Annotated in this window: 8 protein-coding genes; 7 read left to right on the forward strand and 1 reads right to left on the reverse strand. The window is 42.5% G+C overall.

The window, feature by feature from the left end; all coding sequences use genetic code 11:
* Nucleotides 1-13 precede the first annotated feature (13 nt).
* The gene (locus R7O13_RS20955) at nt 14-1810 is read right to left on the reverse strand and encodes an ABC transporter ATP-binding protein (RefSeq protein WP_005377431.1); all 1797 of its coding nucleotides are present in this window, start codon (nt 1808-1810) and stop codon (nt 14-16) included.
* 92 nt (nt 1811-1902) lie between these two features.
* Here R7O13_RS20955 and R7O13_RS20960 point away from each other — a divergent pair, with 92 nt between their 5' ends.
* The 7 genes from R7O13_RS20960 to R7O13_RS20990 all read left to right on the forward strand — a co-directional run bounded on the left by R7O13_RS20960 (nt 1903) and on the right by R7O13_RS20990 (nt 14144).
* Nucleotides 1903-2376 (forward strand): GAF domain-containing protein, encoded by a 474-nt coding sequence (locus R7O13_RS20960; RefSeq protein WP_005377433.1) that lies wholly within the window; start codon nt 1903-1905, stop codon nt 2374-2376.
* Between the two features lie 97 nt (nt 2377-2473).
* Entirely contained in the window at nt 2474-3100 is a 627-nt protein-coding gene (gene proQ / locus R7O13_RS20965; protein WP_318304641.1) for an RNA chaperone ProQ, read from the forward strand.
* 17 nt (nt 3101-3117) lie between these two features.
* The gene (prc, locus tag R7O13_RS20970; RefSeq protein WP_017634279.1) at nt 3118-5124 is read left to right on the forward strand and encodes a carboxy terminal-processing peptidase; all 2007 of its coding nucleotides are present in this window, start codon (nt 3118-3120) and stop codon (nt 5122-5124) included.
* Nucleotides 5125-5318: 194 nt separating this feature from the next.
* Nucleotides 5319-5984 carry a hypothetical protein gene (locus R7O13_RS20975; RefSeq protein WP_182016347.1) on the forward strand — a complete coding sequence of 222 codons (666 nt, stop codon included), beginning with the start codon at nt 5319-5321 and terminating at the stop codon, nt 5982-5984.
* Between the two features lie 226 nt (nt 5985-6210).
* Nucleotides 6211-8817, forward strand: coding sequence for an aminopeptidase N (pepN, locus tag R7O13_RS20980; RefSeq protein WP_318304642.1), 2607 nt, complete (start codon nt 6211-6213; stop codon nt 8815-8817).
* A 65-nt stretch (nt 8818-8882) separates the two neighbouring features.
* Nucleotides 8883-9101, forward strand: coding sequence for a DUF2835 domain-containing protein (locus R7O13_RS20985; protein WP_005377440.1), 219 nt, complete (start codon nt 8883-8885; stop codon nt 9099-9101).
* 201 nt (nt 9102-9302) lie between these two features.
* A complete protein-coding gene (locus R7O13_RS20990; RefSeq protein WP_005377441.1) occupies nt 9303-14144 on the forward strand; it encodes an NAD-glutamate dehydrogenase in 4842 nt (1613 codons plus the stop codon).
* The last annotated feature ends 50 nt before the right edge of the window (nt 14145-14194 follow it).

The raw sequence follows: 14194 nt of genomic DNA on the forward strand, positions 1-14194 counted from the left end.
TAGCTTGAACGATTTAAGCGTGGGACTGTATGCCCCCATATAAGGTTTGATATAAGCCTTCTTGCTCAACTAACTCACCATGAGTACCTGTTTGCGTCACTTTCCCATCTTCAAGCACGTAGATCAAATCGGCTTGTTTAACAGCGGATAGTCGGTGCGCAACGATTAATGTTGTTCTACCACGTAAGAACTCGGTCAGTGCTTTGTGTAAAGCCGCTTCAGTAGCGGTATCTAGCGCAGACGTGGCTTCGTCTAAAATAACAAATTGAGGATTACTCAGCACCATTCTAGCAATGGCAAGCCGTTGTCGTTGACCTCCTGACAAACGAATGCCATTACGACCAACTTGAGTATCCAAGCCGTGGTTAAGTTGAGAAATTACATCATGCAGCTGAGCCACTTCAAGCGCACGCCAAAGTGACATTTCGTCAAAATTCCCACCAAGCGTTAGATTATGCCTCAAGGTATCGTTAAATAGTATAGGTTGCTGTAATACCACGGCAATTTTGTCGCGAATTACTTCAAAACCAATATCTTCTGTTAATTCATCATTAAAGCGAATGCTACCGGAGTTTTGACGGTAAACCCCAATAAGTAATTGTATCAAGGTTGACTTACCACCGCCGCTTGCACCAACCAACGCCACTTTCTTTCCTGCCGGCATATGTAAAGAAAGATTATCTAGGACTTTGTTTTCATTATTGTAAGAGAAATTAATGTTTTCTACTTTAACATCAACTTCTCTACCTTCTTTGAAAGGATTTACCTTAGGAACCGGTCTCTGCTCTTCTTCTAACTCTAATAAGTCGTTGATGCGTTTTAATGCGGCTTTAGCGCTGTACCAAGAAAACTGAATCCCAAGCAACTCTTGAACAGGAGAAAGCATGAACCATAGGTAACCAAAAACGGCAAATATTTGGCCAATAGTAAGGTCACTGAACATGACCATTAACATTGCGACAGCTCTGAATAATTCAAAGCCGATCAAAAAGAGAAGAAAAGAAACGCGACCAGCCGCTTCAGATTGCCAAGCATACTTGTCTGCATCAACGCGAACTTGGTTCGCACTGTCTTTGAGTTGCTGGAGAAATTCTCGCTCTTTATTGGCCGCGCGTAGTTGGTAGATTCCATCTAATGTTTCAACTAAACGGTTTTGGAAAATTTCAAAAGAATGATTTTCCTTCCGTTTCAGATGTTTAACCATACTGCCTAGTTTACGTGAGAAGTAAATGACAATAGGGTTAACTAACAGGATAAACAGACCAAGTCGCCAATCGAGCCAAAGTAGAACGATAGCAGTACCAATAACAGTCAGAAAACTGATAACGAATTTTGCTAACGTAGAACCAATAAATTTATCAATGGTCTCAATGTCAGTGATAAGGTGTGCGTTGATTCCTCCGCTACCTTTGGTTTCGTATTGTCGGATGCTGATACGGCCGAGTTTGTCGATCATTTTACTGCGCATCTCAAACGTGATGGTTTTTGAAACAAGCGTAAATTGTCGGCTTTGAAGGATATTTAATCCTTGGCTCGCAGCTCGCATAAGAACAACCAAGAACAGGGTGAAGAAAATATAGCCTGTCGGAGTGTGCCACGCTTCAGGGAGAATGGCATTCATGGCATCTAAGCCTTTTGCAGGTTGGTCCAATAAGACCTCATCAACCATCAAAGGCATGAGGAGAGGAATTGGAACACTAATCAAGGTTGCAAGCACCGCTATCAAGTTCGCTATGATCAGCTTGGACTTGTGCTTTTTTACTTGTGTTATCAACCAAGAACGGCTAATAGTGTCATTTTTCAGAAGCATTGTAATTGAGAATAAGTCCTATTATAAAGTAGGGCTGCATTTTAGCGCCATACATTGAGAATGGAAGCTTTTATAGTAAGTAGGAAGTTAATATGAACTTAGAACAATACCAAAGACTAACCAAACAAGCTGTTGCTCTAATTGAGTCTGAACCAGACTTTATTGCGAACCTAGCAAACTTGAGCTCATTGCTTTTCATGGAACTTGACGATCTTAACTGGGCAGGCTTTTACCTAACAAAAGGTGAAGAGCTTGTTCTTGGTCCGTTCCAAGGAAAACCAGCTTGTGTTCGTATCCCAATGGGTCGAGGCGTCTGCGGTACTGCTGCACAAACTAATACTATACAAAGAGTATACGACGTTCACGAATTTGAGGGGCATATTGCGTGCGATGCAGCGAGCAATTCAGAAATTGTGATTCCATTTTCTATTAATGGAAAGGTGGTTGGTGTACTTGATATAGATAGTCCAAGTATTGGCCGATTTAATGAAACAGACGAAGAAGGTCTCACTCATTTCATGGTTGAAGTAGAAAAGCTGCTTAATTCACACGCGAACGACGCATAAATTAGCCTTCGAGTGTGGTTTTTCCTTGGCATGTCACTATAATACGAGAATATTTTTTCTTAATGCTCGCGGAAATCCGCTCAAATCAGGACCCCTCATGACTGAAAAGTTAAAAAACAGCAAAGAAGTTATTGCATATATTGCTGAATGTTTCCCTAAGTGCTTTACTTTAGAAGGTGAAGCAAAACCTCTGAAAATTGGTATTTTTCAAGATCTTGCGGAACGTCTAAATGAAGACGAAAAAGTAAGCAAAACACAGCTTCGTGCAGCGTTAAGACAGTACACTTCATCATGGCGTTACCTACACGGTGTAAAACCAGGTGCAGTACGTGTAGACCTAGATGGCAACCCTTGTGGTGAGCTAGAAGAAGAGCACGTTGAACACGCGAAAGCGACACTTGCAGAAAGCAAGGCGAAAGTTCAGGCTCGTCGTAAAGAACAAGCACAAAAAGCTCGTGAAGAGGGTAAGGCGAAAGCGAAACCTGCGGCTAAAAAGCCTCAACAGCCTCGTCGTACTAATAAACCAAAAGTACAAAAACCAACTAAGCCTGTAGAAACGCGCGCTCTAGATGCTGATGAAATCACAGTAGGTAACGCAGTTAACGTGAACATGGGCAAAGGAAACATGGCAGCGACCATTGTTGAAATCAATAAGGATGATGTACGTGTTCAACTTGCTAACGGCCTACAAATGGTTGTGAAAGCGGAGCACTTGCGCGCATAAAGGAGATACTCCTACGCATGAATTGCCGTTCAAAAGTGACCCTGATTGCTGCTAGCTTATGGCTAGCAGCATCAGCTCAGGCTCTCGAAGCCAAACTACATAAAGATGACTTGCCAGTTCTTTCTCCTGAAGTTCAGCATGAAACAGCTAGCAAACGAGTCACCTCGCGATTTACCCGCTCTCATTATAAGCACTTCAGCCTCAATGATGATTTCTCTAAAGCGATCTTTGAACGCTATGTAGAGTTGCTTGATTACAATAGAAATATTTTCACTCAAGCAGACATCGACTCATTTAAAAATTGGTCAGTCGAGCTTGATGATCAGCTTAAATCGGGCAACAACCAAATTGCTTTTGATGTTTACAACCTCTCAATGCAGAAGCGTTTCGATCGCTTTGCTTATGCGTTAACTCTACTCGATGAAGAGATCAAGTTTGATACCGATGACGAGATAGAGTTAGACCGCTCTGAGGCCGCATGGCCAAAAGACGAAGCAGAGCTTAACGAGTTGTGGCGCAAGCGTGTGAAATATGACGCGTTAAATCTGAAACTGACTGGCAAAGAGTGGCCAGAGATTAAAGAAGTTTTAGAGAAGCGTTATAACAACGCGATGAAGCGCATCACACAGACCAACAATGAAGACGCATTTCAGTTGTATATGAATGCCTTCGCGCGACAGGTTGACCCTCATACAAGCTACCTTTCTCCACGTAATGCCGAGCAATTCCAATCGGAAATGAACCTTTCTCTAGAAGGCATCGGTGCCGTTTTGCAAATGACAGACGATTACACAGTAATTCGTTCACTTGTTGTTGGCGGTCCGGCGTCGAAGAGTAAGCAACTTGGTGAAGGGGACCGAATCACTGGTGTTGGACAAGACGGTGAAGAAATTGTCGACGTGATCGGTTGGCGTCTGGATGATGTTGTTCAGTTAATCAAAGGCCCTAAAGGCACAAAGGTTAATCTACAGATCTTGCCAGAAGGTAACGATGCGAAGAGTTACATTGTCACAATTGTTCGTGACAAAGTTCGCTTAGAAGATCGTGCGGTTAAGTCAGAAATCATCGAAAAAGACGGTAAGAAGATTGGTATTTTAGAAGTACCAAGTTTCTACGTCGGCTTATCGAAAGACACCGATAAATTACTAGCTGAGTTGAAAACCAAAAACGTTGACGGCGTAATCGTTGATCTACGCAACAATGGCGGTGGTGCGCTAACAGAAGCGACGGCATTGACAGGTTTATTCATTAAAGAAGGTCCTGTAGTTCAAGTTCGTGACAGCTATGGCCGCATCAAGGTGAATGCCGATACCGATGGAAAAGTGAGTTATGATGGCCCATTGACGGTGTTGATTAACCGCTACAGTGCTTCAGCATCTGAAATTTTTGCAGCGGCAATGCAAGATTATAATCGTGCAATCATCTTAGGTGAAAACTCTTTCGGTAAAGGTACAGTTCAGCAACATCGTTCACTGAATCATATTTACGATCTTTTCGATAAAGAGCTAGGTTATGTTCAGTACACGATTCAGAAGTTTTATCGTATTGACGGTGGAAGTACGCAAAATCGTGGTGTTGCACCAGATATTTCGTACCCAACGCCAATTGAGGCTTCTGAAACAGGTGAAAGTGTTGAAGACAATGCTTTACCTTGGGATCAGATTGATAAAGCACAATATCAAACGTTTCCAAGTAACGACGCCTTAGTTGAAAAACTTACTGCTCTTCATAACAAGCGTATTTCTGATGAAATGGAGTTCCGCTTTATCAATGAAGACATCGAGAAATATCGTAAAGAAAAAGACGATAATACTTTGTCTTTGAACGAAAAAGTTCGTAAAGCTGAATCGGATAAAGCGGAAGCCCTTCGATTACAACGCATAAATGAACGTCAAGTTGCTTTGGGTAAAAAAGCATTCAAAACATTGGATGACATACCAAAAGACTACGAGGCTCCTGATGTTTATTTAGATGAGTCTGTCGCGATTATGGTCGATCTACTTAAGCAGGAAAATCAGTCATAATAACTGGCAATTTAGAATAAAAAGAGTGAGTCTTTCAGATTCACTCTTTTTTTATGCCTTTTTGTCTTCCGCTGTCTCGATATCGAGCAAGATATTCGCTTATTTTCCCCCAATAATTTACGTGATCTACATCTAAAATTTCGCGAAAGTGAGGACTACTGGCTAAGCTAAAAGAAAACGATAAGGATGCCGATATGAAGTGGTTCTTTATTTTACTTAGCTTTTGCTGCTTTAGTGTGCTTGGTGGAGAAAACACCAGAGAAGATGAATTAAGTCACTTTGACACGCCGTTTCTCATCGGAGACTGGTATTTAATGAACCCAAACCCCGAAGAGTCGGCTGAAAACTTTCGCGCGATCAAACTCTCATTAGGTTCGGACTACAGCTTTTCTATTGATATTCAAAAGAAAGACTATTCCGTTGACCATTGGGAAGGGCTGTATAACGCAAATGAAGACACCATCGTTCTTGGTTTAAACACCGACGAGCCTCAAATTTATGCCTATCGCAACAACCATAATACGCTTGATCTTAATGGTGTAACATTCACTAAGGGATTATCCAATTCACTTGCAGGTATTTGGTCTAGCTCTCACGTATCTGGCGACGGTCTTGTGGCAAACAACATTAATCAGATGGATTTGATACTTCAACCTGATTTCGTGTTCATGTTTAGGGTTTCGAACGAAGAAGGGGATGAGTCCATCAAACAAGGTGTGTTTTACACAGAAGATGAGTTTTTGGTTCTGTTGTATGAAAATGGCGAGCATGGAACCACGTATAAGCTCAACAAGAATGAGCTAACGATCGAAGATTCCAATGGTGATATGTACGCCGTACTCAATAGAGTTACGCCATGATGCCTTTAACATGCGCCAAATTACGCGTGCGTACGGTAAGTCATTAATGTTGTTTAAATGTTAATCAAAAAACGGAGCTAGAGCACTAAAAGCTCCGTTTTTTGATGGAAAGACTTGTATTCTGATACCACAACCCCTACAAATAGCTTATATAGTGATACCAGAACTGCATTTTTGATCATGCAGTCTGGTATTTTTGTTGTTCGACATACAAGGATTTATGCTCATGTCTCAAGCTCCCCAGGCCAAATATCGTAAAGATTATAAAGAGCCATCTCATGCGATTACTGATATCGATCTTACTTTTGATCTATATAACAATGACACAATCGTTACGGCGGTATCGAAAGTTGCTCAAAAAGGCGATACAACAACGCTAGAACTCGATGGCGAAGGACTTGAGCTACACGCTGTAAAAGTAAATGGTGAGGATTGGGCTCATCACGAGGTGAAGGAGTCGTCGCTGGTACTGACCGATCTTCCATCCGAGTTTGAACTTGAAATCGTCACCAAAATTGATCCTGAAGCGAATACAGCACTCGAAGGTTTGTACAAATCAGGCGGCGCATTTTGTACTCAGTGTGAGGCTGAGGGCTTCCGCCGTATCACGTACTATCTAGACCGTCCGGATGTTCTAGCAAAATACACAACAAAAGTGATCGCAGATAAAGCGGTTTATCCATATTTGCTGAGCAATGGTAACCGAATTGCAGAAGGCGATGCAGAGAACGGTCGTCACTGGGTTCAATGGCAGGATCCGCATCCAAAACCAGCTTACTTGTTCGCCCTTGTTGCAGGCGACTTTGATGTATTGCGTGACAAATATACAACGATGTCAGGTCGCAGTGTTGATTTAGAAATCTTTGTTGATAAAGGTAACTTAGATCGTGCAGGCCATGCGATGACATCGCTGATCAACTCGATGAAGTGGGATGAGGAACGCTTTGGCCTAGAATACGATCTGGATATTTACATGATCGTTGCTGTTGATTTCTTCAACATGGGTGCAATGGAAAACAAAGGCTTGAACATTTTTAACTCAAAATATGTGCTGGCGAACGATCAAACTGCGACAGATCGTGACTATTTAGGTATCGAAGCTGTGATCGGTCATGAGTACTTCCACAACTGGACTGGCAACCGTGTCACTTGTCGTGACTGGTTCCAACTAAGTCTAAAAGAAGGCTTAACCGTATTCCGTGACCAAGAATTCTCTTCTGACTTAGGTTCTCGTGCTGATAACCGTATTGATAACGTACGTATTATTCGTGGTCCTCAATTTGCGGAAGATGCAAGCCCAATGTCTCACCCGATTCGTCCTGACAAAGTCATTGAGATGAATAACTTCTACACGCTAACGGTCTATGAAAAGGGCAGCGAAGTTATTCGTATGTACCATACACTCCTTGGCGAAGAGGGCTTCCAAAAAGGAATGAAACTTTATTTTGAACGTCACGATGGTACCGCCGCGACGTGTGAAGACTTTGTTTCTGCAATGGAAGATGCCACCGGTGTTGATTTAAAACAGTTCCGTCTGTGGTACAGCCAATCAGGTACACCAACGCTGCGCGTAAATAGCGAATACAACGCTGATGCAAAAACTTACGCACTAACGGTAGAGCAATTTACGGAGCCGACGCAAGACCAAGCAGAAAAACAAGCGCTGCATATCCCGTTCGATATCGAGTTGTATGATTCGAAAGGTCAAGTTATCCCACTGATGAGTAACGGTGAATTTGTTCATAACGTGCTGGATATTAAACAAGATAAGCAAACGTTCGTATTTGAAAATGTCGAAGAACAGCCAGTGCCATCTTTGTTGCGTGAATTCTCGGCACCAGTCAAATTAGAATACGATTACAGCGATGACGAGTTAGTCTTCTTGATGAAGCATGCAACGAACGATTTTGCTCGATGGGACGCTAGCCAAATGCTATTGGCTAAATACATTCGTCAGAATGTGAAAAACGTTCAAGCGGGACAAGAAGTATCGCTTTCTGAAGGTGTGATAGATGCTTTCCGCGGTGTGCTGTTGGATGAAACGCTTGAGCCAGCTTTCATTGCTCAAGTTTTCTCTATGCCTTCAATCAATGAGATTACTGGTTGGTACCAACAAATTGATATCGATGCCGTAGACAAAGTGCTAAACAGCATTACAGTGTCACTTTCTAAGGAATTAGAAGATGAGCTAAGTGCGACTTATCACACGCTTAAGCAAACAGAGTATACGATCGACCATGCTGCTATTGGCAAGCGTGCTTTACGTAACCGTTGCCTACAATACCTAGCACATACGGCAAAAGGTAATGATTTAGTCAACGCACAATACGCATCTGCAAATAACATGACAGATACGATTGCTGCGATGAGTGCTGCAAATAACGCTCAGCTCGAGTGTCGTGAAGCACTTATGGCTGATTATAGCGATAAATGGAAGCACGATGGTTTGGTTATGGATAAGTGGTTTGCACTGCAAGGTAGCAATCCTGCAGAGGATGCTCTTGAAAAAGTAAAAGCAACCATGAACCACGAAGCATTTAGTTTGAAAAATCCGAACCGTACGCGCAGCTTAATTGGCTCGTTCTTAAGTGCGAACCCTGTACGTTTCCATGATAAATCCGGTGTAGGTTACCAGTTTGCCGGTGAAATTCTTCGCCAACTAAATGATTCGAACCCACAAGTAGCTTCTCGAATGATTGATCCTTTGCTTAAGTTCCGTAAATACGATGAAGCTCGCCAAGCAATGATTCGTGCAGAACTTGAAAAGCTCAAAGCAATGGATAATCTTGCTAAAGATCTATTCGAAAAAGTGACTAAAGCACTAGACGAATAGTAAACAACACAATAGGGTGGTCATTAAGGCCACCTTATTTGTTTATGTCACTTAGTTTTCACTTCATGAACTATTACTACTTCAATCTCAACATTTCATATCAAACGTTTTTATCTCATTATTCTGGTGCGGCAAGTGTTGTTCAAGTTGTCACACACAACGGTTTGCGTTTGCAGTTACCCGCCGCGAGATTTAGACCATTTCTTAGTCAATTGGGCGTTAGAGGCCAGTTTAGACTAACAACTGACCAAAATAATAAGTTTCTTAAGTTAGAAACTCTGTGATGTATTGTATTTGCAGAGAGTTAAATAGGAATCTTAGTCACAGAATCGGACATTTCACCTCTTACCACTACGATTAGTTGTTAAACATTTGTAATTATGCTTTTACAATGGGCACATGCATTACCTATGCTTAGTTTCTAAGGTAACAACCTAGCTACTAAGTCCCCCTACAAAACAACAATTCTAATGTGGAGTGTGAATATGACCGCGCGTGAAAATGTAGTGCCGGTTCTGCTTGAAAAGGTTTACCAACTGATTCAAGACAAACTCGAGCTTTCTCACCAAACGCTTGTAACTAAACTTGCTCAACACTTATTCAGTAACATTGCTGATGATGATCTAATTCAGCGAAACGAATCCGACCTTTATGGTGCTGTCGTTAGCCTTTGGCACCATATCAATGAAAAAAAACCAGAAGAGATTTCGGTTCGAGTATTTAACCCGACCGTAAGTCGTCAAGGCTGGCAATCCACACACACAATCGTAGAAATTGTTGTTCCAGATAGTCCATTCTTAGTGGACTCAGTCAAAATGGCTTTAGCACGTTTGGATCTTGTTTGTCACCTAATGTTGAATAACCCAACACAGATTCAGCGTGATAAAAAAGGCCAAGTTACAGACGTAAACGGTGAGGGTGGTGTTCTTCAATCACTTTTCCACATAGAGGTAGACCGCCTTACTAGTAAAGACGAGATGCAAGCGCTTAAAGAAGAGCTGTTAAGAATTCTATCTGATACTCGCTTAGTCGTTGATGACTGGAAGCAGATGGTTGATAAGCTTAAGTTTGTTACTGATGAACTTGAGAAAAATAAAGATCGTGTTTCTATCCAAACTGATCGTATGGATGAAACGATCGCATTTCTTCGTTGGCTAGAAGATCATAACTTTACCTTTATGGGTTATAAAGATTATGACTTAAAAGAGGTCAATGGTGATACCGAACTTGTTCCTGCTAAAGAAAAAGGACTAGGTCTGTTTGCTGATGACAAGCGCGTGCGTAGCGTCAAGCTCTCTGAATTATCAGATTCAGCGCGATTAGAAGCGAAAAAACCATACGCTCTGATCATCACCAAAGGTAACAAAGCATCTCGTATCCACCGTCCAGCTTATACTGATTACATCGGTATTAAGAAGTTTGATGAAAACGGTAAAGTAATAGGTGAGCATCGCTTTACTGGTTTATATACCTCCGCCGTTTACAACCAAGCGGTACAAAGTATTCCTTTGATCCGTGAAAAAGTTGACCGTATCCTTGAAGCAAGTGGATACCGTCACGGATCATACTCATACAAAGCATTGCACAATATCTTAGAAAACTACCCACGCGACGAGTTGCTTCAAGCTAATGAAGAAGAGCTGCTTGAGGTGGGAATGGGTGTTGTACAAATGCAAGATCGTGACTTGCTGCGTTTGTTTGTTCGTAAAGACCCATTTGGTCGTTTCTTCAGTTGCATGGTTTATGTCACTAAAGATCGTTACAACACAGAATTGCGTCGTCAAACTCAACGCATTCTTAAGCAGTACTTTGGTTGCGAGCAAGAGGTTGAATTTACAACGTACTTCTCAGAAAGCCCACTAGCGAGAACACATTACATTGTTCGTGTAGACAATAACAACATTGACGTAGACGTGAAAAAGATCGAGCAAAATCTAATGGAAGTTTCTACCTCTTGGGATGACAGACTAAAAGAATCCATCATTGCTAACTTTGGTGAAAGTAAAGGCCTTCCTCTTTCAAAAGAATATATGAGTGCGTTCCCTCGCTCATACAAAGAGGACATGATGCCAGGTTCTGCGGTTGCAGATATCGAGCGCTTAGAAGCGTTAAGTGATGATAATAAACTTGGTATGTTGTTCTACCGACCTCAAGAAGAGGGAGCAGATTCCAAAGCTGTCCGCTTAAAGTTATATCATCGCGATGAACCAATTCACCTTTCTGACGTAATGCCGATGTTGGAAAACCTTGGTTTGCGTGTGATTGGCGAATCGCCATATGAGATCGAGAAAAACAACGGTCAGACTTTCTGGATCCTTGACTTCTCTATGCTGCATAAGAGCGAGAAAACCGTTGACCTTCGTGAAGCTCGTGATCGTTTCCAACAAGCATTTGCTGCCATTTGGGCGGGTAATCTTGAAAGTGATGGTTTCAACCGATTGTTATTAGGTGCGTCTTTATCTGGCCGTGAGATTTCCATTCTTCGCGCTTACGCACGATACATGCGCCAAGTCGGCTTCCCATTCAGTCAGCAGTACATCGAAGACACGCTAAGCCACTACCCAGACTTAGCGACAGGTCTAGTCAAGCTGTTCACCAAGCGATTTGATCCGAAACACAAAGGCAGCGAGAAAGGCCAAAACGATCTAATTAAAAAGCTAACAGAGCAGTTGGATCGTGTAGAGAGCTTGGATGATGATCGTATTATTCGTCGTTATATTGAAATGATCATGGCGACGCTTCGTACCAACTACTACCAAGTAGACGAGAATAAGCAGCCTAAGCCTTGGTTATCTTTGAAAATGAAGCCAAGCGATATTCCTGAGATTCCGCAGCCTGTACCTGCATTCGAGATCTTTGTTTACGCACCAGATATTGAAGGTGTTCACCTTCGTGGTGGAAAAGTGGCTCGTGGTGGTTTGCGTTGGTCAGATCGTCAAGAAGACTTCCGTACGGAGATTCTTGGCTTAGTAAAAGCGCAACAGGTTAAGAACACTGTAATTGTACCAGTTGGTGCAAAAGGCGGCTTCGTTTGTAAACGCCAGCCATCTCTCACCACTCGTGATGAAATTTTTGCGGAAGGTCAGCGTTGTTACAAACGCTTTATCCGTGCACTGCTAGATGTGTCAGATAACATCATTGAAGGAGAGGTGGTACCACCACAAAACGTTGTTCGTCACGATGAAGATGACCCATATCTAGTAGTGGCTGCCGATAAAGGCACAGCAACCTTCTCAGATTTGGCAAACTCTGTTTCTGCAGAATACAACTTCTGGCTAGGTGACGCATTCGCTTCAGGTGGTTCAAACGGTTACGATCACAAAGCAATGGGTATCACCGCAAAAGGTGGTTGGGAATCTGTTAAACGTCACTTCCGTGAAATGGGCATCAACTGTCAGACCACTGATTTTACTGCAATCGGTGTAGGTGATATGGCAGGTGACGTGTTCGGTAACGGTATGCTGTTATCGAAGCATATTCGATTGCAAGCTGCGTTTAACCACATGCACATCTTTATTGATCCAAATCCAGATTCAGCCAGCAGCTGGGAAGAGCGTAACCGCTTGTTTAATCTGCCAAGATCAAGCTGGGAAGATTACAACAAAGACTTGATCTCTCAAGGTGGTGGCATCTTCTCTCGTCGATCAAAATCGATCCAGTTGACGCCAGAAATTCAGAAAATGTTAGGTACTAAGAAAGCATCTTTAGCGCCTAACGATCTGATAAAGATGATCTTGAAAATGAAAGTCGATCTGCTTTGGAATGGTGGTATCGGCACTTACGTTAAATCATCAACAGAAACTCATACAGATGTTGGCGACCGTGCTAACGACATGCTGCGCATTGACGGCCGTGACTTAAGAGCCAAAGTGGTTGGCGAAGGTGGTAACTTGGGTATGACTCAGCTTGGTCGTATCGAATACGCACTAACTGGCGGTCGAGTGAACACGGACTTCGTTGATAACGTAGGTGGCGTTGACTGTTCGGATAATGAAGTCAACATCAAGATCTTCCTCAATGGACTGGTTTCAAATGGCGATCTTACGGTTAAGCAACGTAACCAAATTCTAGAGTCTATGGAAGACGAAGTGGGTGAAATTGTCTTGGATGATGCTTACCGTCAGTCGGAGTCGATCTCTGTTACTGAACAGCAAGGTGTTGGCATTGTTAAGGAGCAAATTCGATTCATCCACACTATGGAGAAAGCAGGGTACTTGGACCGTGCTCTCGAATACATTCCTGATGATGAAACGCTAATCGAGCGTGAAAAACAGGGACTAGGTCTGACTCGCCCTGAGCTATCAGTGTTAGTTGCCTACGGTAAAATGGTACTTAAACAGCAACTTGTTACGGATGAAATCGCAAATGATGAATTCCATGCAAAACAACTTGTTGAATATTTCCCAAGTGCGTTACGACGTAACTATAAAGATCAAATGGTTAATCACCCACTGCGAGCTGAAATTATCGCTACAGCATTGGCTAACCAGATGGTTAATGAAATGGGCTGTAACTTCGTTACTCGTTTGCAAGAAGAAACTGGTGCAAGTGTTGTCGATATTGCCAACGCTTACAGTGCGGCTAGAGAAATCTTTGATTTAGAAGAAATCCTCAAGCAAACTCGCAAACTTGATAACGTTGCGACAGCGCAAGCTCAATACGAAATTATGTTTTACGTGCGCCGAGCACTGCGTCGAATTGCACGCTGGTTGCTTCGTAACCGTAGCGGCAAATGCACGGTCGGTGAGTTGATTGCTATCTACAAGCAAGATGTCAATGTTATCACTGAAACCCTAGACACTATGTTAGTTGAGTCTGAAGTTGAAGAACACAATGAGTTGGCTCAAGGTTGGATAGAGAAAGGGGTTGAAGAGAAACTCGCTCACCAAGTTGCCCGCTTATCAAGCTTACAATCTGCACTGGATATTTCATCAGTAGCAAGTGAAACAGGTAAAACGGTTGAGCAAGCATCGAAACTCTACTTTAACTTGGGTGACCGTTTATCGTTGCATTGGTTCTTGAAGCAAATTAATAGCCAAGCCGTTGATAACAACTGGCAAGCACTTGCAAGAGCGGCATTCCGTGAAGATCTGGACTGGCAACAACGTCAACTTACCGCTCAGGTACTGACTTGTGGCTGCTCAACCGAAGAGCTTGACGTGATGGCTGCGTTAGAAGATTGGATTGAAACTAACGAGCAATCGTTGCACCGCTGGGAGAGTATCTTAAACGAGTTCAAAGTTGGCTCAGTACACGAATTTGCTAAGTTCTCTGTAGCACTTCGAGAGCTAGTACTTTTAAACCTCAACTGCTCATCGAAAGAGTAGTGGAATAATCAAGTCATAAGTAAAAGCCTCGTTATTTAACGGGGCTTTTT

It is taken from the genome of Vibrio sp. Y176 (assembly GCF_033438945.1).

Coding starts and splice junctions, on each gene's coding strand:
- R7O13_RS20990 (WP_005377441.1), top strand. CDS start 9,303: ATGACCGCGCGTGAAAATGTAGTGCCGGTTCTGCTTGAAAAGGTTTAC.
- R7O13_RS20975 (WP_182016347.1), top strand. CDS start 5,319: ATGAAGTGGTTCTTTATTTTACTTAGCTTTTGCTGCTTTAGTGTGCTT.
- pepN (WP_318304642.1), top strand. CDS start 6,211: ATGTCTCAAGCTCCCCAGGCCAAATATCGTAAAGATTATAAAGAGCCA.
- R7O13_RS20960 (WP_005377433.1), top strand. CDS start 1,903: ATGAACTTAGAACAATACCAAAGACTAACCAAACAAGCTGTTGCTCTA.
- prc (WP_017634279.1), top strand. CDS start 3,118: ATGAATTGCCGTTCAAAAGTGACCCTGATTGCTGCTAGCTTATGGCTA.
- proQ (WP_318304641.1), top strand. CDS start 2,474: ATGACTGAAAAGTTAAAAAACAGCAAAGAAGTTATTGCATATATTGCT.
- R7O13_RS20985 (WP_005377440.1), top strand. CDS start 8,883: ATGAACTATTACTACTTCAATCTCAACATTTCATATCAAACGTTTTTA.
- R7O13_RS20955 (WP_005377431.1), bottom strand. CDS start 1,810: ATGCTTCTGAAAAATGACACTATTAGCCGTTCTTGGTTGATAACACAA.